This is a genomic window from Leifsonia sp. Ger2509, assembly GCF_055231915.1.
In genome coordinates this window covers 3,661,767-3,684,037 of sequence record NZ_JBUYVB010000003.1, presented here as the reverse complement: position 1 = coordinate 3,684,037, position 22,271 = coordinate 3,661,767, and the positions used below count along the sequence as shown (strand labels likewise).

General features: G+C 67.2%; 24 protein-coding genes. 11 read left to right on the top strand and 13 right to left on the bottom strand.

The features are described 5' to 3' along the window. Nucleotides 1-24: 24 nt before the first annotated feature. From ACV7NN_RS17865 to ACV7NN_RS17845, 5 genes are all read right to left on the bottom strand, one after another. Nucleotides 25-1,266, bottom strand: coding sequence for an ABC transporter substrate-binding protein (locus tag ACV7NN_RS17865; protein WP_463350900.1), 1,242 nt, complete (start codon nucleotides 1,264-1,266; stop codon nucleotides 25-27). Nucleotides 1,267-1,324: 58 nt separating this feature from the next. Then, nucleotides 1,325-2,137 carry a carbohydrate ABC transporter permease gene (locus ACV7NN_RS17860; RefSeq protein WP_463350899.1) on the bottom strand — a complete coding sequence of 271 codons (813 nt, stop codon included), beginning with the start codon at nucleotides 2,135-2,137 and terminating at the stop codon, nucleotides 1,325-1,327. After that, on the bottom strand, nucleotides 2,130-3,095 hold the full coding sequence (locus ACV7NN_RS17855; RefSeq protein WP_463350898.1) for a carbohydrate ABC transporter permease: 966 nt from the start codon (nucleotides 3,093-3,095) through the stop codon (nucleotides 2,130-2,132). The genes ACV7NN_RS17860 and ACV7NN_RS17855 overlap by 8 nt, the downstream gene beginning before the upstream one ends. Beyond that, nucleotides 3,092-4,315 carry an ROK family protein gene (locus ACV7NN_RS17850; RefSeq protein WP_463350897.1) on the bottom strand — a complete coding sequence of 408 codons (1,224 nt, stop codon included), beginning with the start codon at nucleotides 4,313-4,315 and terminating at the stop codon, nucleotides 3,092-3,094. The genes ACV7NN_RS17855 and ACV7NN_RS17850 overlap by 4 nt, the downstream gene beginning before the upstream one ends. A 190-nt stretch (nucleotides 4,316-4,505) precedes the next feature. Continuing rightward, nucleotides 4,506-4,997, bottom strand: coding sequence for a nucleoside deaminase (locus tag ACV7NN_RS17845; RefSeq protein ID WP_463350896.1), 492 nt, complete (start codon nucleotides 4,995-4,997; stop codon nucleotides 4,506-4,508). A gap of 177 nt (nucleotides 4,998-5,174) precedes the next feature. Between ACV7NN_RS17845 and ACV7NN_RS17840 the strand changes: the two genes are divergently transcribed. After that, nucleotides 5,175-5,744: a carboxymuconolactone decarboxylase family protein gene (locus ACV7NN_RS17840; protein WP_463350895.1), complete on the top strand. Its 570-nt coding sequence runs from the start codon at nucleotides 5,175-5,177 to the stop codon at nucleotides 5,742-5,744. 59 nt (nucleotides 5,745-5,803) lie between these two features. Here ACV7NN_RS17840 and ACV7NN_RS17835 read toward each other — a convergent pair whose 3' ends face one another. After that, entirely contained in the window at nucleotides 5,804-7,966 is a 2,163-nt protein-coding gene (locus ACV7NN_RS17835; RefSeq protein ID WP_463350894.1) for an alkaline phosphatase family protein, read from the bottom strand. Nucleotides 7,967-8,043: 77 nt separating this feature from the next. Between ACV7NN_RS17835 and ACV7NN_RS17830 the strand changes: the two genes are divergently transcribed. Next, nucleotides 8,044-8,766 carry an alpha/beta hydrolase family protein gene (locus ACV7NN_RS17830; RefSeq protein WP_463350893.1) on the top strand — a complete coding sequence of 241 codons (723 nt, stop codon included), beginning with the start codon at nucleotides 8,044-8,046 and terminating at the stop codon, nucleotides 8,764-8,766. 59 nt (nucleotides 8,767-8,825) lie between these two features. Continuing rightward, nucleotides 8,826-9,368, top strand: a complete 543-nt coding sequence (locus ACV7NN_RS17825; protein WP_463350892.1) for a sugar O-acetyltransferase — start codon at nucleotides 8,826-8,828, stop codon at nucleotides 9,366-9,368. Here the strand turns inward: ACV7NN_RS17825 and ACV7NN_RS17820 are convergent, their stop codons facing one another. After that, on the bottom strand, nucleotides 9,369-9,833 hold the full coding sequence (locus ACV7NN_RS17820) for a phage tail protein (protein WP_463350891.1): 465 nt from the start codon (nucleotides 9,831-9,833) through the stop codon (nucleotides 9,369-9,371). A gap of 130 nt (nucleotides 9,834-9,963) precedes the next feature. Between ACV7NN_RS17820 and ACV7NN_RS17815 the strand changes: the two genes are divergently transcribed. The 4 genes from ACV7NN_RS17815 (at nucleotide 9,964) to ACV7NN_RS17800 (ending at nucleotide 13,011) form a co-directional block, all read left to right on the top strand. After that, nucleotides 9,964-10,398, top strand: a complete 435-nt coding sequence (locus ACV7NN_RS17815) for a hypothetical protein (RefSeq protein ID WP_463350890.1) — start codon at nucleotides 9,964-9,966, stop codon at nucleotides 10,396-10,398. Nucleotides 10,399-10,407: 9 nt separating this feature from the next. Beyond that, nucleotides 10,408-11,511, top strand: coding sequence for a sensor histidine kinase (locus ACV7NN_RS17810; RefSeq protein WP_463350889.1), 1,104 nt, complete (start codon nucleotides 10,408-10,410; stop codon nucleotides 11,509-11,511). Then, entirely contained in the window at nucleotides 11,508-12,134 is a 627-nt protein-coding gene (locus ACV7NN_RS17805; protein ID WP_463350888.1) for a response regulator, read from the top strand. The genes ACV7NN_RS17810 and ACV7NN_RS17805 overlap by 4 nt, the downstream gene beginning before the upstream one ends. A gap of 91 nt (nucleotides 12,135-12,225) precedes the next feature. Further along, complete coding sequence (locus ACV7NN_RS17800) at nucleotides 12,226-13,011, top strand: patatin-like phospholipase family protein (RefSeq protein WP_463350887.1); 786 nt, start codon at nucleotides 12,226-12,228, stop codon at nucleotides 13,009-13,011. A 21-nt stretch (nucleotides 13,012-13,032) separates the two neighbouring features. On the opposite strand, the gene ychF is transcribed toward ACV7NN_RS17800, so the two are convergent. The 3 genes from ychF to ACV7NN_RS17785 all read right to left on the bottom strand — a co-directional run bounded on the left by ychF (nucleotide 13,033) and on the right by ACV7NN_RS17785 (nucleotide 15,340). Next, on the bottom strand, nucleotides 13,033-14,106 hold the full coding sequence (gene ychF, locus ACV7NN_RS17795) for a redox-regulated ATPase YchF (protein WP_463350886.1): 1,074 nt from the start codon (nucleotides 14,104-14,106) through the stop codon (nucleotides 13,033-13,035). A gap of 63 nt (nucleotides 14,107-14,169) precedes the next feature. Further along, entirely contained in the window at nucleotides 14,170-14,559 is a 390-nt protein-coding gene (locus tag ACV7NN_RS17790; RefSeq protein WP_463350885.1) for a VOC family protein, read from the bottom strand. 25 nt (nucleotides 14,560-14,584) lie between these two features. Continuing rightward, on the bottom strand, nucleotides 14,585-15,340 hold the full coding sequence (locus ACV7NN_RS17785; RefSeq protein ID WP_463350884.1) for a class I SAM-dependent methyltransferase: 756 nt from the start codon (nucleotides 15,338-15,340) through the stop codon (nucleotides 14,585-14,587). Nucleotides 15,341-15,453: 113 nt separating this feature from the next. Between ACV7NN_RS17785 and ACV7NN_RS17780 the strand changes: the two genes are divergently transcribed. Continuing rightward, a complete protein-coding gene (locus ACV7NN_RS17780) occupies nucleotides 15,454-16,035 on the top strand; it encodes an exonuclease domain-containing protein (RefSeq protein WP_463350883.1) in 582 nt (193 codons plus the stop codon). 80 nt (nucleotides 16,036-16,115) lie between these two features. Then, nucleotides 16,116-17,462 carry a DNA recombination protein RmuC gene (locus ACV7NN_RS17775; RefSeq protein ID WP_463350882.1) on the top strand — a complete coding sequence of 449 codons (1,347 nt, stop codon included), beginning with the start codon at nucleotides 16,116-16,118 and terminating at the stop codon, nucleotides 17,460-17,462. 9 nt (nucleotides 17,463-17,471) lie between these two features. On the opposite strand, the gene glpX is transcribed toward ACV7NN_RS17775, so the two are convergent. Beyond that, nucleotides 17,472-18,428: a class II fructose-bisphosphatase gene (gene glpX, locus ACV7NN_RS17770; RefSeq protein WP_463351320.1), complete on the bottom strand. Its 957-nt coding sequence runs from the start codon at nucleotides 18,426-18,428 to the stop codon at nucleotides 17,472-17,474. Nucleotides 18,429-18,630: 202 nt separating this feature from the next. Between glpX and fbaA the strand changes: the two genes are divergently transcribed. Beyond that, entirely contained in the window at nucleotides 18,631-19,656 is a 1,026-nt protein-coding gene (gene fbaA / locus ACV7NN_RS17765; protein WP_463350881.1) for a class II fructose-bisphosphate aldolase, read from the top strand. Between the two features lie 19 nt (nucleotides 19,657-19,675). After that, on the top strand, nucleotides 19,676-20,251 hold the full coding sequence (locus ACV7NN_RS17760) for a DUF6264 family protein (protein ID WP_463350880.1): 576 nt from the start codon (nucleotides 19,676-19,678) through the stop codon (nucleotides 20,249-20,251). Between the two features lie 32 nt (nucleotides 20,252-20,283). Here the strand turns inward: ACV7NN_RS17760 and ACV7NN_RS17755 are convergent, their stop codons facing one another. Both ACV7NN_RS17755 and ACV7NN_RS17750 read right to left on the bottom strand, forming a co-directional pair. Then, a complete protein-coding gene (locus ACV7NN_RS17755; RefSeq protein WP_463350879.1) occupies nucleotides 20,284-21,141 on the bottom strand; it encodes an SDR family oxidoreductase in 858 nt (285 codons plus the stop codon). Nucleotides 21,142-21,212: 71 nt separating this feature from the next. Beyond that, nucleotides 21,213-22,244 (bottom strand): 4-hydroxy-3-methylbut-2-enyl diphosphate reductase, encoded by a 1,032-nt coding sequence (locus ACV7NN_RS17750; protein WP_463351319.1) that lies wholly within the window; start codon nucleotides 22,242-22,244, stop codon nucleotides 21,213-21,215. Nucleotides 22,245-22,271: the final 27 nt, after the last annotated feature.

Here is a 22,271-nt window from a genome sequence, read left to right as displayed (position 1 = left end):
GGATTCGGATGCGGGACCGCTGTACTACTTGAGCAGTCCGTCCACTGTCGAGGACGACGACTTCAGCGCGTCGTCGGCGGACTGGCGTCCGGCAGCGACCTCACCGAGAGCGTTGGTGATCGTGTCCTGGATCTTCTGCGAGTTCGGGCCGAGCTGCGGTGCGGTGGCGACCTGCTTGAGCGAGTCGAACACTGCCTGCCGGTTCGCCGGCGCGCCTGCGGTCAGGTACGGCTTGAGCTGTGCATCGTCAGCGACGGTGGGCAGTTCCCAGCCCGCCTTGAGCCGGACATCGACCGTGGTCTTCGAGCTCGCCAGGTAGTCGGCGAACTTCTGGGCTGCAGCCTTCTGCTTGGAGTCGTTCGACACGACGACGGCGTTCGAGAACGTCGCGCTCGCCTTCTGCGTGTCACCGGGCTCGACTGCGACGTCCCAGCCGAACGGCAGCGTGCCGAGCGAGCTGAACATCCAGATTCCGGTGTGCCACATCGCGAGCTTGCCCGCCTTGAAGAGGCCCGAGTCGAAGTCCGGGGTGTTCGCGCCCGCAGCGGCGGTCGGCATCGTGACGCCGCTCTTGCCCGCCAGCCAGTCGACTGCACGCTTGCCGGCGTCGTCGTTGAACGCGGACTTCTTTCCGTCCTTGGTGAGGAACGAGCCGCCTGTCTGCTGGATCACCTTCGAGAATTCGTTGTAGGTGATCGGCTGGAAATCACCCCAGACGCCCGCCGCTTTGTCGGTGAGCTTCTTCGCCGCGGCTTCCTCATCGGCCCAGGTCCACGAATCGGTCGGGTAGGAGACGCCCGCCTTGTCGAACAGCGCCTTGTTGTAGAACAGGACGACGTTCGAGAACGAGGTCGGCAGACCGTACTGCTTGCCGTCCGTCTTGTAGGTGTCGAGCAGCGATGCCCGGTACTTCGCGGCGTCGACGCCCGAGAGCGGGGCGAGCACGCCATCCGCCTGGAGGTTCGCGTAGCTGCCGGTGTCGACATCGAAGACGTCCGCCTGTGTCCCGGCCGCGAGGTCTGTCTGGAGCTTCGTGAAGTAGTTCGCGTAGTCCGACGTGGTCACCTTCACGGTGATGTTCGGGTTGGCCTTCTCGAACGCGTCGACGATCGTCGTCAGGTTCTTCTCGTTGCCCCCGTTCGAGATGAAGTTGGAGTAGGTGATGGTGGCCTTGCCGCCGTCCGATCCTGAGGACGAACTGCAGCCGGTCATCCCGATTGCTGCGAATGCCGCGACGGCTACTGCCGCGACGAGCTGCTTCTTCATGTGAGTGCTATCTCCTTCGATATGTGGTGCTGGGTGGTGTTGGGGAACGGCTCGGTCATCATTTGAGACCGGTGCCTGCGACGCCTTGGACGATGTATTTCTGGGCGAAGACGTAGAGGGCGAACATCGGGATGATGCTGACGACGGATCCCGCCATGAGCACGTCCCATTGCGTCGAGTACTGGCCCTGCAGGCTCGAGAGCGCGACGGGCAGCGTCTGCATCACGGGGTCGCGCAGGATGATGAGCGGCCAGAGGAAGCTGTTCCAGGTGTTGAGGAATGCGAAGACGGCGAGGGTCGCAAGGGCGGGCCGGATGAGCGGAAGCATGATCTGGAAGAACACCCGGAAATGCCCGGCGCCGTCGAGCGTCGCCGCCTGGTCGAGCTCGTACGGCACGGTACTCATCGCCTGACGGAGCAGGAAGACGCCGAACGCCGACGCGATCGTCGGGAGGATCGCACCCGCGTACGTATTGATCAGTCCGAGCGTCTTCATCTCGACGAACAACGGGACGATCAGCACCTGGAACGGGATCATCATCGTGGCCAGGTAGACCACGAAGATCCCTCCCCTGCCCCGGAAGGGCATCCGGGCGAAGACGTAGGCGGCGAGCGCGCTGGTCACCAGCTGCAGCACGGTACCCGCGACCGCGATGATGATGCTGTTCACGATCACCTGGCCGAACGGAACGCGCTGGAAGAGCTCGGCGTAGGGCGAGAGCGAAGGATGCGCGGGCAGCTGCGGCGTGGTCGTCAGGCTGGCGCCCGGGCTGACCGAGGTGATGACGGTCCACACGAACGGGAAGAGCATGAACAGCGCCCCGACCGTGATGACGACGTACAGGCTGATCCTGCCGAAACGCTTACGCATAGTTCACCCACTTCTTCTGCCCGCGGAACTGGATGAGCGTGATGATCAGGATGACGATGAACAGCAGCCAGGACAGTGCGGATGCCATGCCCGCCTGGCCGTAGCGGAACGTCAGGTCGTAGACCTCCTGGACGACCACCCGGCTCGAGTTGTTCGGGCCCCCGCCCGTCATCACGTACACCTGGTCGAAGACCTGGAACCCGTTGATCAGGGACAGGACGATGACGAAGAACGTGGACGGCGAGAGCATCGGCAGCGTGATGCTGAAGAGCCGGCGCCACCAGCCCGCGCCGTCGATCTCGGCCGCTTCGTAGAGGTCGGGGTTGATCGTCTGCAGGCCCGCCAGCAGGATGACCATGACGAAGCCGAGGTCCTTCCACGCGGAGGCGAGGATGATCGACGGCATCGACCACGCCGGGTCGGTGTACCAGCCGGGACCGTGAATGCCGATCAGGCTCAGCGCCCAGTTGACGACGCCGACGCTGGGGTTCAGGAGCCAGCGCCAGACGAGGGCGACCACGACCCAGCTCGTCACCACCGGGAGGAAGTACACGCCCCGCAGGAGCGCTCGTCCTTTGAGGCGCGTGTTCAGTGCCAGCGCCAGAGCGAGGCCGCCGATGTACACGAGCGGCAGGTAGCCGACGATGTAGTACACGGTGTGCAGGAACGCCTGCTGCGTGCCCGGGTCGGTGACCAGGGTCGCGTAGTTGTCGAGCCCGACCCATTTCATCGGACCGATCAGGTTCCACGAGTGCAGGCTGGTCCAGGCCGCCGCGATCATGGGCCCGATGATGAACGCGAGCAGCGGGATGAGGCTCGGCAGCAGGAACAGGGCGATCGTGAGGGCGTATGTGACGCGCTGCTTCGTCGAGCGCTTGCGCGGCGATCGCGCGACAGCCTTCTCGGTCGGCGACGGCGCCTCTTCGGATGCCGCGACTCGAGCGGCTGACAGTGTCATCGCGACGCACCCTGGGGGATGCGCGAATTCGCGACCAGTCGTTCGCGGACGAGGCGGCCCTGCTCGCCGGCGACACCGTCGGAGTCGAACGGGGTCGCCAGCACGAGGGCGGCCGCCCCTTGAGCCCAACGATCGTCCTGCCAGGTCTCGACGGCGATCTCGACACCGCGCTTGCCGGGGACGAGGGATGCACGCAGCGCCGATTCGAAGGCCGGCGCCCAGAACTGCCACGCGGCGACACCCTCACCGAGTACCACGACGAGTTCTGGATCGAGGACGTTGACGACTCCCGCGAGCGTGCGGCCCAGCAGGTGGCCGGCCTCAGCGAAGATCTCGCGGGCGCGTGCATCCCCGTCGACCGCTGCGCGCGTGACCGCGGCGATCGACGCATCCGGTGCGACCACGCCGAGCTCGGCGGCACGGGCGATGAGGGCGCTCTCGCCGACGAACGCTTCGAGGCATCCGTGGTTGCCGCACTGGCAGAGCGGGCCGCCGTCGGTCACGGGGATGTGACCGACATCGCCGGCCCCACCCGAGCGACCCCGCAGAACCGATCCGCCGGAGATGATGCCGGCGCCGACGCCGGTTCCGATGGTGACGACGAGGAAATCGGGGCACGAGCGGCCCTGGCCGAACAGGCGCTCCGCCATGCTCAACGCGTTGACGTTGTTGTCGACGACAACGGGAAGGCCGAGCGATCGACGGAGGGCCGCACCGAGTGGAACCTGGTTCCAGCCGAGCTGGGTCGAGTCGATGACGCCGATGCCCTGCTCGTCGACGGTTCCGGGGATGCCGACACCGATCCCGAGGACCGGCCGGTCGCCGCCACCCTCGATGAACTTGCGTGCGAGGTCGACGAGAGTGCTCGTGGCCAGCGACGAGAGTGCGTCGAACGGCTCGGTTGCGCTGCGGATCACTCCGCCATCGATGCCTACCTCGACGAAGGCGACATGATCGGAGACGACCTTGACACCGATGGCGCGGGCCGTGTCGGCGGTCACTCCGAGCATCCGGGCCGGCCGGCCTCCCTGCGACGGCGAGTGGTCGAGCTCCTGGATGAGGCCATCGGCGAGCAGGTCCTTGGTCAGCTGCGTCACCAGGGCCGGCGAGACGCCGAGCATGCGCGCGAGGTCTGCACGGGACGCGGGACCCTGGGCACCGAGGTGCGCGAGGATCGCCGACCGGTTGACGTCTGTACGAGACGGGGATGTGAGCGCCATTGCCTACCTTTTGTTTAGGACTAAATAAACCATAAAAGATAGTTCTGACATTCGTCAAGTGCGGAAGTCGCGCGCGGGCTCGATTGGTTGCCAAAAGTTCGCGAACCAACGCGCTTCGTCGCCAAAGTTTTGGCAAGCAATCACAGATCGGGCACGGCGATCGTGCCCACGACGAACAGGGCGGGGCTTGCTACCCCTGGCGCAGGGCGCGGACCGCCTGCTGCTCGAAGAGATCGCGCAGCACGGCCTCGAACTGCGGGACGGGCCCGTCGACCGGTATGCCCGGCGCGACGACAGAGATCGGCAGACTCTCGACCGGACCTGCCGGGAGTCCGCGGGCGGCACGCCATCCGCTGGTCTGCGCCGCCGAGGCGGCGTACACGATGCGCCCGAGTCCCACCCACGCGTGCGCCGCCGAGCACATCGGGCAATGCTCGCCCGAGGTGTAGACCGTCGCCAGCGCGCGATCGTCCGCTGTCATGTGCCGCGCCGCCCAGCGCGCCAGCTGGAACTCCGGATGCAGCGTCTCGTCGCCGTTGCCGACGCGGTTGCGGTCCTCGCGAAGCACGCGACCCCCAGCGTCGACGAGTACAGAGCCGAACGGCTCATCGCCGGCGTCGAGCGCTTCCCGCGCCAGGTCGACCGTGCGGGCAAGGAAACTCAGGTCGTTTTCGTCGATCATGGTCGGTAATCGCGGGCCGGCGTCGGCTTCGGCCCCTCCTGCGCCGACTCTACGCCGCGCGCTGGGTCCAGTCGTCAGTAGGTCACCGAAAATCGCCGGTTGTGTCGGGCGGTGACGGCTCGACTCACGGCGTCGGCGGTGAGACGATGAATCACCCAATAGATCCGAGGTATTCTCATGTCGATCATCGCAGTCGTGCCCGAGGACGAAGTCGACGAACGCGTCGCCGAGTTCTACGCCGGCGACATCCGTGAGCAGGGATACGTGGCCAGCCACACCCGGGTACTCACGGTGAATCCCGAGGCTTTCGCGGCCTGGAAGGACCTGATGCGCGCCATCGGCGGTCCGATGGACAAACGGAGGTTCGAACTCGCAACGCTGGCCGCGGCGCTCGGCACGCGCTCCGTCCACTGCAGGCTCGCCCACGGCAGGAAGTCGCTGGCCTACATCGATGAGGACGAGCTCGAGCGCATCGCCCGCGACTACCACGACGCCGGCCTGTCCGAGCAGGAGGTCGCGATCATGGAGTTCTCCGAGAAGGTGAGCCGAGCATCCGACACTATGACGGACGCAGACAGCCAGCGCCTCCGCGATCTCGGCCTGAGCGACCGGGAGATCGTCGATGTGGCCCTCGCCGCCGCCGCTCGCAACTACTACAGCCGCGCCATCCAGGCCCTCGCCATCCCGGTCGACGACTTCCCTGAACTCAGCGACAGCCTGAAGGATGCGCTCCTCGCGCCACTCTGAACGAGCGCGCCTGGGCTGTCGGGCCGGCGATCGAGACCGCCGGCCCGACAGCATCAACCTCAGAGAGCCCGGGCTTCCGCCAGAAGCAGCCGAGCCGCGACGAGCTGCACGGCAGCCGCACGCTCGTCGACCGCGGTGTGCCCGAAGGCTGCGCCGAGCAGTTGCGAACGGATGGCGTCAGCGAGCCTGTCGCGCTGCGCATCGAGCCGCACCAGCGAATTCTCGATTCGCGTGTAGGTGCGGTCGTCTGCCGAACTCCCGCTGGCAAGCGCCCGCGTCGAGGCTGCGAGAGTCGCGGCGGCGAACTGTCCGTTCGTGGCCAGGATCTGCTTGTACGCCTGCCCCAGCCTGGCAACGGTCTCGTGGTGAGCGCGCAGGGACGATGGCAGCGCAGACGGTGACGCGATCTCCACGAGCACGCGCCCATCGACCGGGTAGTCGTCGTGAAGTCCGGTCAGCGCCAGCAGCGTCGGCCGGGCGTCGACCTGGTCGGTCCAGGTCGACGCATCCACACCTCGCGCCTTGACGCCGGGTCCGGCGTAGGCGGCCCAGATGTCCTGCATGTCGGGAAGCAGGCCACCGTGGTTGTACGCGAAGCGCGACGAGGTGAAGCTGCACGGACTCGAGCAGTTCGTCGGTCCGCTCGTGATGAAGTCGTCCTCACCGGAGAACGCGGTAAAGGTCGGTGTCCGCGCCGGGTCCGAACTCACGAAGTGCAGGATCTTCTCCTCCACAGGATCGGCGAGCTGGTTGGCAACCTTGTCTGTGCCGCCCGCCAGGGGGTTCGTGAAGCTCAGCGACGAGAGATCACGTCCGAGCTGGCGCACCGAGGCGCTCGTCCGCGACGGGTTGCCGGTGACCCAGATCGCCGGGGCAGGATCGCTGTGGATGGCGAACGGTGTCGTATTGCCGGTCTGCGTGGCCAGCAGTCCGGGCAGGTTCACGTTCACTTCGGACTTGGTCGCGTAGGAGCAGTAGTTGCCCGCAGCGCCGGTGCATCCGGCGGGTACCGGCTGGCTTCCCGAGAAATGGTCACCCTCATCCGTCGTCACCACGAACTCGGTGTTGGACGCGTTGATTTCGTCCTTCGCCAGACGATCGAAGAACTGCCCGAACGCCTTGTCATACGCCTGGAGCTGTTGCTCGTAGGTCTGCTCGCCCGGGCCGAGGTCACCGGTGTTGGCGCTGGTGTGGTCCGTGTGCGCATCCGATACGTAGATATTCGTGATCGGCACGCCGTTCTCGAGCATCTGGGCCGCGTAGCCGAGCGAGTTCGTGGGTGTCTCGGAATCGAATCCGGGGAATCCCGCGTTGCCTTTCGCATCCGCAATGACGGAGCCGTCGAGCGCTCTCACCGCTCCCGACGGGCTGATGGCGGGCTGGATCTCGGCATTCCCGAAGAGCGCCTTGTATCCCGCATAGCCGCCGGGCTCGTCGGGCAGTGCGTCGGTCTGCCCGGTGGCGCATAAGGATGCTCCGCTGGCACAGTGGACCGCGAAGCCGACATAGTCTGCCGCGGCCTTCGTCGGGTTCGCGGCGGCCTGCGTCGCCTGAGGTGAGCCCGCGCCGAAGACGGTCGTGATGTCCAGGCCTGTGTTCTCGAGGACGGTGTTCGACATCCCGACTTCGCCGACATTGCAGCCGGCTCGCGTGTACGGCACCCAGGGAGCCGGAGCGTTGACATCCGTGGCGTTCGGAACGTCCTGGCGATCTGCGGCGTACTGCACGTTGTAGTTAGCGTCGGCCGGATGTCCGCTCGCGTCCACGAGGCGATCGGTCCAATACGAGAACGAGAGTCCCGTGTGGGTTCCGCCCGCCTGGTCGTAGTAGCTGAAGCTGTTGGACTGGGTGATCGCATTGCGGTCCGGGTACAGGCCGGTCTGGTTGGCGACGAAGTTGGTCGCGGTGTGCGACAGAACGTCGTGTGTGTTGGTCAGCAGCACGCCGTTGGTGGTGAGGAAATTCCTCAGCGTGGGCAGCTGCTCGAGGTCGCTCGGAACGTTCGGCTGGTTGCGCAGCCGGTCGACGTTGTCGAACTGGATCTGCACGACGTGTTTGACGTTGTTGGCCAGCTGACAGGTTGCAGCGGACTGCGACGCCCCGGCGCGCGCGGGGTTGGCTGTCGCAGCAGACGCCGGTCCAACGGTTCCGGCCAACGCCCCGGCCACTGCGAGCAGGCCGACCACGAAGGCGCCTGTGGCGCGCTTCAGATTGTTACTCATGTTCCCCTCCTGAGTTGAAGTCCTTCGTCCTTCACAGCCATCGGACTCCCCGATTCCAACCATTGGGTGAACACAGAGTGACCGTCGGCGATCGCGACGGCGATCTTCGCGAACGGTACGCCTGGGCGGCCGGCGGCGGTACCGTCGGACACATGGATGTCGATGTGCCCACCTCGCTCGGCCCCGGCCGTCTGGTCGTAGATGCGGCGGAGACCCCGCGGGCGGTGCTGTGGTTGGGTCACGGGGCCGGAGGTGGAATCGGTGCCGTTGACCTTGTGGCACTGGCACGGACCTTGCCGGGTTTGGGAATCACGATTGCTCGCTACGAACAGCCCTGGCGTGTCGCCGGTCGGAGTGTGGCCGCCCGGCCGCCCACGCTGGACGTCGCCTGGCTCGAAACAGCCCCGGCTCTGAGGCAGCTCGCCTCGGGTCTTCCTGTGCTGGTCGGCGGGCGCAGCGCGGGAGCGCGCGTAGCCTGCAGGACCGCCGCCGAGGTCGGCGCCGTGGGAGTCGTGTGCCTCGCGTTTCCGCTCCATCCGCCGGGCAGCCCGGACAAGTCACGGCTCAGCGAACTGCTCACGCCGACCGTGCCCGTTCTGGTGCTGCAGGGCGAGCGTGACACGTTCGGAACAGCGGCGACACTCGCATCCGAGGTGGGCGACAGCTCAAACATCCGGATCGTCCCTGTCCCTGCAGCGGACCATGGGATGAGGGTGGCCGCCTCCGCGCAGCTCAACGCACGCGGGGTCGCGGAGCTGGTAACCGCATCCGTTGCCGCGTTCGTCGACGAGGTCATCTGACGGGTGCTCGTCGCGCGTGTCTGCTGTGCCACCCCGTCGGCCGGTGTGAGGATCGTGAGGTGCCCAGCGAACTTCTCATCCGCATCCACAGTCCGGAGTTCCAGGCCATGTCCGAGCGGGTCCTGGAGGCGACCCAACTCACGTCCCGGCTGAACGTACTCCCCTTCGACGACGAAGCCAGCAAGGCGGAGTTGTTCGAACGCATCCTCGGCCGGCCCCTGCCGCAGCGCGTCACGATCTACCCGCCGTTCTACACCGACCACGGCCTGCACCTGGACCTCGCCGAGCGAGTGTTCATCAACCAGAACTGCACGTTCCTCGACTACGCGGGCATCCGGCTCCGTGAGCGCGTCATGGTCGGCCCCAAGGTCACGTTCATCACCGTCGGGCATCCGGTCGACACCGACGACCGGCGGATCTGGCTGACGGGCGGACCGATCGATGTCGCCGAGAACGTCTGGATCGGCGCAGGGGCGACGATCCTGCCCGGGGTCAGCATCGGGCGGGATGCGGTCATCGCGGCCGGTTCGATCGTCGCCGACGATGTGCCGGCCGGAACCCTCGTCGCCGGGCCGAAAGCGACTGCGCGCCGCCAGTGGTGACTAGTACTCGCCCTTGATCACGAAGAACGAACCGCGGATCACGCCGGCCAGCTTCGACTTCTGGCGAGCGAACTTGAAGCGGGACGCAAGCTCCTCGGGAATCTCCATCCCCTCGGAGAGCTTGAACCCGACGGCCCGCTTCCCCGCGTCGTCGATCGTGTACATCGCGTTGATCGAGAGTCCCGACTCGTAGAACACATAGGCCATACGGATGCCAACGACCTCGAACGCGGTCACCTCGAGAGGGCGGGACTCGATCACGAGATCGCGTTCCTCCTTGAGGATGCGGGTGATCCAGTCGAGCGCTTCCGGCGCCTCGCTCGCCGGGCTGACCGTGAAGTCGTGGTCGTACTTGTTCTTGAAGTAGCGCGCTTCGTTGGCGCGCAAGCCTGCGAGGGCCTCGGCCACCGGCGACGATTCCAGTCCGACGGTGGAAACGTTCACGAAGTCGACGGTGTACGGCATGGGCCTCCATGATCAGGAACGTTGCACCCCACCGTAGCGCGAGTGCGCCTGAGCGGAAGTCCACCGTTCGGTTGGGAACTCCGGCCGACCGGTGGATTCGCGACGGGACCGGGTTCGCGACGCTTGAGCTATGACAAACAGATTCGCTTCCGCCGCCCAGGCAAGCACCGACGACGCACGCCGCGCGGCCTTCCGCCCTTCCCTTCTCCTGCTCGCCGGATTCCTCATCCTCAGCACGGCGATGCTGGCCCTGCTCCTCGCCTTGTCCCTGACCGGCACCTCGGTGGCGATCGCGATCTGGATCCGATGCTCGCTCGTGCTAGGCAGCGCGGTCATCCTGTTCCTGATCGGACTCAGCGCGGCCCGCGGTTCGCGGCAGGCCTGGGTGCGCCTCCGGATCATCAGCCCCATCGTCGTCGCAGCCGTCATCGTCATCGTCTCGATCCCCGGCTTCCTCCCCGACTGGGTGCGCATCGAGCAGGCTGTCTGCGGGCTTCTCGTGCTGCCGGTGGCGATCATGGTCAACCGCCCCCGCATGCGGGCGATCTTCCCGAAGGGCGTGTAGGGTCGCCTCGTGATCCATCCGCGCTGGCGGACCGTGCTCACGGTCACGCCCTATCTGGTGCTCGCGATGCTGACGGTGTTCGCCGTCGTCTCGGGCTGGGGCGACTGGGCGCGGCTCGTCCCTGAGCTGCTGCTCTGCGCTGCGTACGGGGCGTGGGTGCCGGTGATGCGTCGCCTGCTCCGTCGGCGCGAGAGCCCGGTAGCGGTCGCCGTCTTTATGACCGGCCTGATCGCGATCAACCTGCTCCTCGTCTTCCTCGACAGCTGGTTCGCCTTCCTCACGATCGCCACCTTCACCTTCGCCTATTCGATCGTTCCGTGGCCGTGGGAGCTGCTGGCGGTCGGCGCGACCGCCGTCGTGGCGGGGCTTGCCCAGGCCTCCGCGCTCAGCACGGGAGCGACGGGCACGGGTGAGAGGATCGTCGTGGTGGCGCTCAACGTCATCGTCATGTGCGGGCTGTCCTGGGGCCTGCGTCTCGCGGAGCAGCAGCTTCAACGGGGGGCCACCGAGGCCGAGCGTGCGCGGCTCGCCCGCGAGATCCACGACACCCTGGCGCAGGGTTTCGCCGGAATCGTGACGCAATTGCAGGCGGCGAAAGAGGCGCCGACCGCGCCGGCCCGCGATCGGCACACCGAGGCCGCGCTCACTCTTGCGCGCGACGGGCTCGCGGAGGCACGGCGCTCGGTGCAGGCCTTGCGCCCGGCCGCCCTCGAAGCGGATCGGCTGCCGGAGGCGATCGCGCAGACAGCGCGCCGCTGGTCGGAACGGACCGGCATTCCTGTCGATGTGCGCGCATCCGCCGTCGGCCCGACCCTGTCGACGGATGCCGAAGTAGCGCTCCTGCGTGCGGCGCAGGAAGCGCTCGCAAACGTCGAAAGACATGCGGACGCGCACCAGGTCACGCTGATCTTCCGTCGCGATGCCCGGGGTGCACACCTCGAAGTGCGGGACGACGGACGCGGGTTCGACCCCGGGTCGCAGCCTGGCGCGACCACCGCTGGAGGTTTCGGCCTCGTTGCCATGCGGGAACGGATCGCCGCGCTCGCCGGCGATCTCGTGGTCGAATCCAGTCCCGGAAGGGGAACAGCCGTTCGCGTCGAGGTGCCCGGATGAGCCCCGTACGCCTGCTCGTCGTCGACGACCATCCCGTCGTCCGCGACGGAATCGTCGGGATGGTCTCTTCCGACCCGGACATCGAAGTGGTGGGCGAAGCATCGGATGGGGCCGCGGCGGTCAGCCTCGCGAGAGCGCTCAATCCGGATGTCGTGCTCATGGATCTGCGGATGCCCGGCACCGACGGCGTCACCGCGATCCGCGAACTCGTCCGTCTCGGACTGCCCACCCGGGTCGTCGTTCTGACCACCTACGACGCGGACTCCGATGTCCTGCCGGCCATCGAGGCCGGCGCCACCGGCTACCTGCTCAAGGATGCGCCGCGCGACGACCTGCTGCGCGCCGTGCACGACGCCGCGAAGGGGCGCACCTCCCTCGCGCCGTCCGTGGCGTCGCGGCTCGTGGATCGGGTGCGCACACCGGAAACCAGCCTGCTCAGTCCGCGCGAACTCCAGGTACTGGCGCTGCTCGCGGACGGTGCGACCAACCGCGACGCCGGTGCGCGTCTGCACGTCAGCGAAGGGACTGTGAAGACCCACCTGCTCAGAATCTACGCGAAGCTCGGCGTCGGCGACCGGGCGGCGGCTGTCGCCGAGGGATTCCGTCGCGGGCTCCTGGGATAGCGGACACCCAGTTCTCATCCGGCCTACGCACAGAAATCTCCCACCCGTCCGATGGTAAATTTCTCCGACCACTCAAGGACTGGAGGACGCCGTGCGCGATGATCGCACCCTGGGTCTGACGCTCGGCGGCGGCGGTGCGTTCGGCGCGGCTCACGTGGGCGTTCTTCAGGTGCTCGAGGAGCGCGGCATCCGCCCGGGGATCGTCACCGGCACCAGCTCTGGCGCCCTGGTGGCCGCAGCCTATGCGGCCGGCTTCGAGCCGTCGGCGATCGAGCGAGCAGCACGCTCGTTCCGCTGGAGCGCGATCGCGCGGTGGTCGCTGACGCCGCGGTGGGGCCTGCTCGACACGACCGCGGTCACCGAGTCCGTTCGCCGCGTACTTGGCGCCGATCCACTGATCGAGCACCTTCCCCGCAGGTTCGCTGCCGTCGCCACGGACCTCCGGACCCGCCGGGCCGTGACGATCGCCAAGGGCCCATTGGGCGCCGCACTGCGGTCGACCATCGCCGTGCCCGGGCTGCTCCCGCCGGTGCGCGACGGCGTGATGCTGCTGGCGGATGGCGGCATCATCGACAACGTTCCGGTCGAGGCCACGCGGGCGCTCGGCGCATCCCGCGTCATCGTGGTGCGGTTGCACGCGAAGTGGGAGAACGTGCGGATGATGCGCATGGTCACACGCACCGCAGACCTCGCTCAGGACCCGTCCGTGGTGCTCATCCAGCCCGAGATGGAGGGCATGGCGCAGTGGCGGATGTCCGACGTGCCGCGACTCATCGCCGAGGGACGGCGGGTCGCGGTCGCGGCCCTCGACGCGGCAGGCCTCACCGGGCCGATCGAGACGTCAGTAACCGACCGAAAAGCCGACGCTATCGGGTAGTTAGCGCCGACTCGACATCACCTAGACATTGAAGCGGAACTCGACCACGTCGCCGTCCTGCATGACGTAGTCCTTGCCCTCCATGCGCGCCTTGCCCTTCGCGCGCGCCTCGTGCACCGAGCCCGTCTCGACCAGGTCGTCGAATGAGATGACCTCCGCCTTGATGAACCCTTTTTCGAAGTCGGTGTGGATGACGCCGGCGGCCTGTGGAGCCTTCCAGCCCTTGTGGATGGTCCACGCGCGCGACTCCTTGGGGCCGGCCGTGAGGTAGGTCTGCAGGCCGAGGGTGTCGAAGCCGATTCGGGCGAGCTGGTCGAGGCCGCTCTCCTCCTGGCCGGTCGACGCCAGCAACTCGGCGGCGTCCTCGGCATCGAGGTCGATCAGTTCGGACTCGAGCTTGGCATCGAGGAACACCGCCTGGGCGGGCGCGACGAGTTCGGCGAGCCCTGCGCGCTTCGCGTCGTCGGTCAGCACGGCCTCGTCCACGTTGAAGACATAGATGAACGGCTTCGCCGTCAGCAGGCCAAGTTCGCGGATCGGGGTCAGGTCGAGGGATGCGCTCGAGAGCGGCTTGCCCTCATCGAGGATCGCCCGGGCAGCGCGAGCAGTCTCGAGCACGATCGGCTCCAGCTTGCGGCCCTTGACCTCCTTCTCGTAGCGCGCCTCGGCCTTCTCGAGGGTCTGGAGGTCGGCGAGGATGAGCTCGGTGTTGATGGTCTCCATGTCGCTCGCCGCGTCGACCTTTCCGTCGACGTGCACGACATCCGGGTCGTCGAAGCCGCGCACGACCTGGGCGATCGCGTCGGCCTCGCGGATGTTCGCCAGGAACTTGTTGCCGAGCCCTTCGCCCTCGCTCGCGCCTTTGACGATGCCGGCGATGTCGACGAACGACACCGGTGCCGGCAGGATGCGCTCGCTGTTGAAGATCTCGGCCAGCGTGTTCAGGCGCGAGTCAGGCAGGCTGACGACACCGACGTTGGGCTCGATCGTGGCGAAGGGATAGTTCGCTGCGAGGACCGTGTTCTTGGTGAGGGCGTTGAAAAGGGTCGATTTGCCCACATTGGGGAGTCCGACGATCGCGATAGTGAGAGCCACGGGGGTCCAGTCTACCGGCGGTCCCGGAGCGCGCCGCCCGCGTCCGCCGACCCTCCCCCGACTTCAGCGCCCGGTGCCGCCTCCGGCCTCGACGGGTGGAGGCGTCGCTTCGAACACCGGGTTCTCGATCAGCCCGATGAGGTCGCCTGCCGGGCTGCGGAACATGCCCAACTTAATGCCTTCACCGACCTCGGTGACGGGTTCGACGACGACCGCGCCGGCAGCGACGAGCTTTGCGGCCTCGGCCTCGACGTCGCGGACGCCCCAGTACGTTCGCGGCCCGATCGACGGATCAGCCGCCGGGTCGAGTCCCAGTTCGTAGCCGCCGGGATTGAAACCGACGTAGAACGGCTCGTCGAAGTAAGGGGGCACCCCGAGCACCCCCGACCACCAGGTTCTGCTGGCGTCGAGGTCAGGGGCGGGATAGACAATGGTGCGGAGTCCGAGAAACACGATGATCCTTTCATTCCGTGCTGCTTCAGCCGGCGTCGAGCGGCAGGCGGGTTCGGTAGCACTCTGTGATGTACGGCATGACGATGGTGTCGCGACCGGCGAGCGCGGGATGCTCCGCGGCCAGCCGCCGCACGGAGTCGAGAACCGCCGCCTGCTCCTCGGGCGTCTTGACGATGAGGTAGCTGCGCGACCGCACGAGGTCGAGCAGGCCGTCGATCGTGAGCTCCTGCGTCCAGTGCATCGTGGCGGTCTCGAGCGGGCCGAACGGCGGTCCGACACGTGGCGGAGTGTTCGCGGGGGCGTAGACGACGTCGCCTCCGATGAGGCTGCCCAATTCGGCGACCCAGTCGACCGTCTCATCGCGCGAGTTCCAGACGAGTCCAAGCGTTCCCCCGGGCCTCAGCACACGGGCGACCTCCGGGACGGCGCGCACTGGATCGACCCAGTGCCAGGCCTGCCCGGACACCACGGCGTCCATGCTCGAGTCGCCGAGCGGGATGTCCTCCCCCGTGCCGATGTGCGTCGGGATGCCGTGGAGCGACCGCTCGAGCACGCCCAGCATCTGTGCGGACGGGTCGACGGCGACGATGTCGAGACCCCTGTCGAGGAGCAGCCTGGTCAGCTTGCCCGTTCCCGCCCCGAGGTCGAGCACCCGCTTCGCCTCCGGCGGCACGAGCCAGTCGACAGCCTCGCGCGGATAGCTCGGCCGCGACGCCTCGTAAACGTCGGCCGCCCGATCGAAGGCCCGAGCGTGTGCGGTCACGTCGTTTCTTTCGCGCATGCTTCGAGTCTAGGCAGGGCCGCCGACGTCGTCGCGGCCGATTGTGGAGAGCGGATATGCGGCACACGGCGATCCTCCGCAGCGACGTCGGCCGTGCGTGCGACCATGACACCGTGCCACTGGATTTCACCGCAATCGACTTCGAAACCGCGAACTCCAGCAGTGCGTCCGCTTGTTCGGTCGGGCTGATCAAGGTCCGCGCAGGTCGCGTCGTGGATCGCACCGGATGGCTGATCCAGCCCCCGCTCGGGCACGACGAATTCCTCGAATGGAATACGCGCATCCATGGTCTCCGTGCATCGGATGTGGTGGGGGCCGCAGGCTGGGCCGACCAGCTGCCCGACCTGGTCGACTTCGCCGAGGGCGACCACCTCGTCGCACACAATGCCGGCTTCGACATGGGTGTGATCCGCGGCGCGTGCGCAGCGACAGGGCTGGCCTGCCCCGATTTCTCCTACCTCTGCAGCCTCCAGGTCGCACGCAAGACCTACAACCTCGACTCGTACCGGCTGCCGGTCGCGGCCATGGCCGCGGGCTTCGAAGACTTCCACCACCACGATGCTCTGGCCGACGCGGAGGCGTGCGCGGCGATCATCATCCACGCCGCCCGGCGGCACGACGCATCCTCGATCTCCGAACTGGCTGCGGCAACCGCCGCACGGGTGGGGCGCATCGGCACACCCGTCGCCGCGTAGAGCCGCGCGATCAGAACCCGATTTCGCGGTTCACGGCGCTTGAGACGGGCGCTGTCGGGGGCCGCTGTCACACTGGTGCCATGGACCCCATTCTCGCGTTGATCCTCGGACTCGTCGGCGGAGCAATCCTCGGCGGGTTCGCCACCATGCTCGTGCTGCGCAACCGCGCGGAGGCCGCTCCGGCGGCGCCCGTCGACGCCCCGGCGGTGCTGGTCGCGCGTCACGAGGTGGAGCTCGCGCAGGTCCGGGCGTCCGAGGCGGAGATCCAGGCTGAGATCCGTTCCGACCTGGCTGCGGCCGAGGCGCGGGTGGATGCGCTCCGCGAGCAGGTGGGCGGCCTGCAGGACCAGTATCGCGAGCTCGTCGAGCGCCACCGCACAGAGCAGCAGGCGCGCGAAGAGCGTGAACGGTCCGAGAGCAAGGTGCTCCAGGCGCTCGCCCCTGTGCGCGAGAGTCTCCAGGACATGCAGAAGAAGGTCACCGAGCTCGAAGCCCAGCGGAGCCACCAGCACGGCGAGCTGACACAGCAGTTGAAGTCGGCGACGGAGAGCGAGGAGCGTCTGCGGAGCACGGCGGAAGCGCTCGCGTCCGCCCTGCGGTCGAACAGCACCCGCGGAGTGTGGGGCGAGACGCAGCTCCGCAGCGTGGTCGAGGCCGCGGGCCTGCTCGAGCGTGTCGATTTCTCGGTGCAGTCGAGCATCCACTCCGATTCTGGCGCGGGCCGGCCCGACATGATCGTGCACCTTCCGGGTGGAAAGAGCATCGCGCTCGACGCCAAGGTGCCGTTCAACGCCTACCTGGAGGCCAGCCAGATCCCGGCGACTGCGACAGGCGTCGAGGCGGCGCAGCGCGAGGCGCTCCTCAAGCAGCATGTTAAGGCTGTCCGCGACCACATCACGACGCTCGGCAGCAAGACGTACTGGGCGGGGCTGGAGGCCTCCCCCGAACTCGTCATCGCCTTCATCCCGAGTGAGTCGCTCGTGTCGTCCGCGATGGAAGCCGACCCGACGATCATGGAGTTCGCGTTCAGCAAGCGCGTTGCCCTCGCGTCCCCGGTCACGCTCTGGTCGGTGCTCAAGACGGTCGCGTTCAGCTGGCAGCAGGATGTGCTCACCCACGACGCGAAGGTGCTCTTCGACCTGAGCCGCGAGCTGTATTCGCGGCTGTCGACGACCGCCTCGCACATCGAAAAGCTCGGCCGGTCGATCGAACGCACGGTCAAGGACTACAACGGCTTCGTCGGCTCCCTCGAGCGCCAGGTGCTGCCGACCGCCCGCAAGCTCAACGCGCTCGACGAGTCCAAAGTGATCGGCGTGCTCGACGGCATCGAGGAGGCTCCGCGCGAACTCACCGCCTTCGAGCTCGTGAGTGAACTCGCTCCGCTCGAGCTCGCCGGTCGCGACGAGCACGAGCGCAAGAGCGCGTAGCGAGGCGCGCTACAGCCACTTCTCTGCAAGGTGGTCGGCGACGATCCGACGGATGGTGCCGGAGCGGCTCCGCAGCACGATCGACTCTGTGCGGATGATCGGTCCCTTGCGTCGTACGCCCTCGACGAGCCCACCGTCGGTGACACCGGTCGCCACGAAGAACGTGTTGTCGCCCTTGACCATCTCGTCCGCCTCCATGATCACGCCGTAGTCGAGGCCCGCTGCGCGCGCCTTCTCCCGTTCCGCGTCATCCCGCGGGGCCAGCTGCCCCTGCATGAAACCGCCGATCGCCTTGATCGCGCACGCCGTCGTGATCCCTTCCGGGCTCCCACCGATCCCCACGCACATGTCGATCCGCGACTCGTAGCGCGCAGCATTGATGCCGCCCGCGACATCGCCGTCGAGCATCAGCCGGGTACCGGCGCCCGCCGACCGGATCTCGTCGATCAGACCCTCGTGGCGCGGCCGATCGAGCACGGCGACCCGGATCTCGCCGACATCCTTCTTCTTGACCTTCGCCAGCTCTCGGATGTTGTCCCCGATCGACTGTGACAGGTCCACGACACCGCGGCCCTCGGCCCCGGTGACGATCTTGTTCATGTAGAAGACGCTCGACGCGTCGAGCATCGTGCCCCGATCGGACACCGCGATCACCGACAGGGCGTTCTGACGGCCCGCTGCGGTCAGCGAGGTTCCGTCGATCGGGTCGACCGCGATGTCGCAGGCAGGACCTCGACCGTTCCCGACGTGCTCGCCATTGAACAGCATCGGTGCGTTGTCCTTTTCGCCCTCGCCGATGACGATGACGCCGTCGAAGTTGACGGTGCCCAGGAAGGCGCGCATCGCATCCACTGCGGCGCCGTCGGCGGCGTTCTTGTCTCCGCGCCCGATGAACGGCGTCGCACGGATCGCCGCCGCTTCCGTCGCCCTCACCAGCTCGAGCGCGAGGTTCCGATCGGGGTGCATGTAGAGCGTTGCGGTGTCGGTGCTGTTCACGGTGGGTCCTCCCGGACGGATTGTTCGACGACGATGGCGACCGCCCCGACCGGTGCCTTCGCACGTTCCGGGCGACCCTGCCAGTTTATCGAGCGGCCGAACAGCATTCGGCGCAAATGCTGCTCGGTATGATGTGAACAACCCGCCAAAACACCACCGTCGAGGAGACGCAATGCCCATCGCCACACCGGATCAGTACGCCGAGATGCTCGACAAGGCGAAGGCCGGCGGATTCGCCTACCCCGCTTTCAACGTCTCCTCGTCGCAGACGATCAACGCGGTGCTGCAGGGTCTCACCGAGGCGGGCAGCGACGGCATCATCCAGGTGACCACCGGTGGCGCCGACTACTTCGCCGGCCAGACCGTGAAGAACCGTGCCGCGGGCGCCATCGCTTTCGCCAAGTTCGCCACTGAGGTCGCCAAGAACTACCCGATCACGGTCGCCCTGCACACCGACCACTGCCCGAAGGACGCCCTCGACGGCTTCGTCCTTCCCCTCATCGCTGCGAGCGAAGAAGAGGTCAAGGCCGGTCGCAACCCGATCTTCCAGTCCCACATGTGGGACGGCTCGGCGGTTCCCCTCACGGAGAACCTCGACATGGCGAAGGACATGATCAAGCGCACCAAGGCGATCAACGCGATCCTCGAGGTCGAGATCGGCGTCGTCGGCGGGGAAGAAGACGGCGTCAGTCACGACATCAACGAGCACCTCTACACGACTCTCGACGACGCGATCGCCACGGTGGAGGCCCTCGGTCTCGGCGAGAACGGCCGCTACATGGCCGCCCTCACGTTCGGCAACGTCCACGGCGTCTACAAGCCCGGAAACGTGAAGCTGCGCCCGGAGCTGCTGAAGACCATCCAGGACGGCCTCGCCGCGAAATACGGCACCGGTCCGAAGCCGCTCGACCTGGTCTTCCACGGCGGTTCCGGCTCGACCGACGCTGAGATCGCGGAAGCGGTCGCCAACGGCGTCGTGAAGATGAACATCGACACGGACACGCAGTATGCGTTCACCCGCTCGATCGCCGGCTACATGTTCTCGAACTACGACGGCGTGCTGAAGATCGACGGCGAAGTCGGAAACAAGAAGGCGTACGACCCGCGCGCCTGGGGCAAGGTCGCCGAGACCGCGATGGCGGCGCGCGTCGTCGAGGCGACCCAGCAGCTCGGCTCCGCGGGCCACTCCGGCAAGTAACAGGAGGGGCGGCCGCGCCATGGCCGACGACAAGAAGGACCCGGACGAGCGCCCTCGCCCGCAGTTCGGCGAGCTCGCCCCGGAAGGCTGGGTGTGGCATCCACCGAAGGATGCGGACCGGCTCGACACCGCGCACCCAGCGCCGGATGCTCACCCTGAACGTTCGGCGACCCCGGCGCGCTCCCACGAAGAGGAGCTGCTCGCGCAAGCCGCGGGCGAGCATCCGGTGCCCGCGTGGAACCAGCCGGTGACGATCCTGCTTCTGATCGCAGGAATCTTCGGCATGTTCCTGTCGATCGGGACGATCGCAGCCGCGCCCACGTCGATTCAGCAGTTCTACGCGACCGAGAGCCTGGGAACCTACAAGCCGGCCGCGTCGGTCTCGTTGATCATGCTCGTGGGCGAGATCTCGATGGTGGGAATCTGGGTGCTCTCAGCGGTGCTCTCGGTCCTGCGGCTGACCCGGCACAAGCTCGCGTTCTACATCCCCATCATCGGCGGGGTCCTCGCCTTCATCGCACTGTTCGTGTGCTTCACCGCGATCATCGCGAGCGACCCCACCCTGCTCGACTTCTACAGTCACCTCTCGGGCTGACCCCGCCTCTCGGGCTGAGCCCCGGCCATCTGCTACGCGACGGCGGCGCGCAGGCCGTCGACGAGCGTGGTCGTCGGGCGGCCGATGAGTGCGCGCAGGTCGCCCGTCACGTCGGCGAGCGCACCGTTGCGGATGTTCTGGTCGAGAGCGACGACGAATCCGGCTGTTCCTTCATCCAGCCCCGCGGCCAGGAGGATGCCCACGTACTCGTCGGGTTCGACGGGGGTGTAGACCACATCCGATCCGATGATCTCGCCGATCGCCTCTGCCAGGTCAGCGAACGACCACGCGGTGTCACCGCTGAGTTCATAGATCTTTCCCTCGTGCCCCGGTGTCGACAGCACGACGGCGGCAGCATCCGCGTAGTCGTTGCGGGTCGCGCTGGCGACCCGGCCGTCGCCGACGCTCGCCACGACCTTCCCGGTCCCGCGCGCCTGCTCGAGCGTGACGACGTAGTTCTCGGTGTACCAGTTGTTGCGTAGGAAGGTGAACGGAAGACCGGATGCTTGGATCAGCTCCTCGGTCGCCTTGTGCTCAGGCGCGACGGCGAGCTCCGTCGCGTCCGCGCGCGGTGCACTCGTGTAGACGATCCGCCCGACACCGGCCGCGGCCGCCGCATCGATGGCGTTCGTGTGCTGCGGCATCCGCTTTCCGACCTCGCTCCCGGAGACCAGCAGGAGCGCATCCGCACCCGTGAACGCCGGGATGAGCGTGGCCGGGTCCTCGAAGTCGATGACAGCGGTCGAGACGCCAAGCCCCGCCAGCGCCTCGAGTTTCGCGGCATTGCGGCCGGCGGCGCGGATCTCGGACGGATCCACCCCGCGAGCGAGGAGATTGTCGATGACGAGGCGGCCCAGGTGGCCGGTTGCTCCGGTGACGACGATGGTCATGAGGAGGTTCCTTTCGGTTGACTGTCGTGGTCAACCGAGAGTGCGGTCGGATGCTTCCATCCGGCGCCGAATCAGTTGCTGCGGCCCCCGAGTGCACGCGCATCCGCCTTGCCGGAGAGGTCTTTGCGGAGCTCCTTCGGCAGCGAGAACATCAGGTCTTCTTCGGCGGTCTTGACCTCCTGGACGTCGCCGTAGCCTGCGCCCGCCAGGTCGTCGAGCACTTCCTGTACGAGGACTTCCGGAACCGACGCGCCACTGGTGACGCCGACGGTCTCGACACCGTCGAGCCATTCCTGTTTGATCTCGCTGGCGTAGTCGACGCGGTAGGCCGCTTTCGCGCCGTACTCGAGCGCCACCTCGACAAGACGGACCGAGTTCGACGAGTTCGCCGAACCGACGACGATCACCAGGTCGGCATTTTCGGCGACCTTCTTGATCGCGACCTGGCGGTTCTGGGTGGCGTAGCAGATGTCGTCGCTGGGCGGGTCCTGCAGGTTCGGGAACCGCTCGCGGAGCCGGCGCACGGTCTCCATCGTCTCGTCGACCGAGAGCGTGGTCTGCGAGAGCCACACGACCTTGTTCGGGTCCTTGACCTGGATGTTCGGAACGTCGTCCGGACTGTTCACCAGCGTGACGTGCTCCGGGGCCTCGCCCGCGGTGCCCTCGACTTCTTCGTGTCCTTCGTGGCCGATCAGGAGGATTTCGAAATCGTCGCGAGCGAAGCGCACCGCCTCCCGATGCACTTTGGTGACGAGCGGGCAGGTGGCGTCGATCGCCTGCAGACCGCGATCGGATGCTGCACGCACCACGGCGGGCGACACACCGTGCGCGCTGAAGACGACGTGCGCTCCTTCAGGGACTTCGTCGACCTCGTCGACGAAGATCGCGCCCTGCTGTTCGAGGGTCGATACGACGTGCACGTTGTGGACGATCTGCTTGCGGACGTACACCGGGGCGCCGTAATGCTCCAGCGCCTTCTCGACGGCGATCACCGCTCTGTCCACACCCGCGCAGTATCCACGGGGTGCCGCCAGGAGGACCCGCTTGTGTCCGACGACCGGGGTATCCTTGAGCCTGCCGCGCACGCCGGGGATTCTCGGCATGGGCAGGCTGATCGTTGCGTCGCTCAC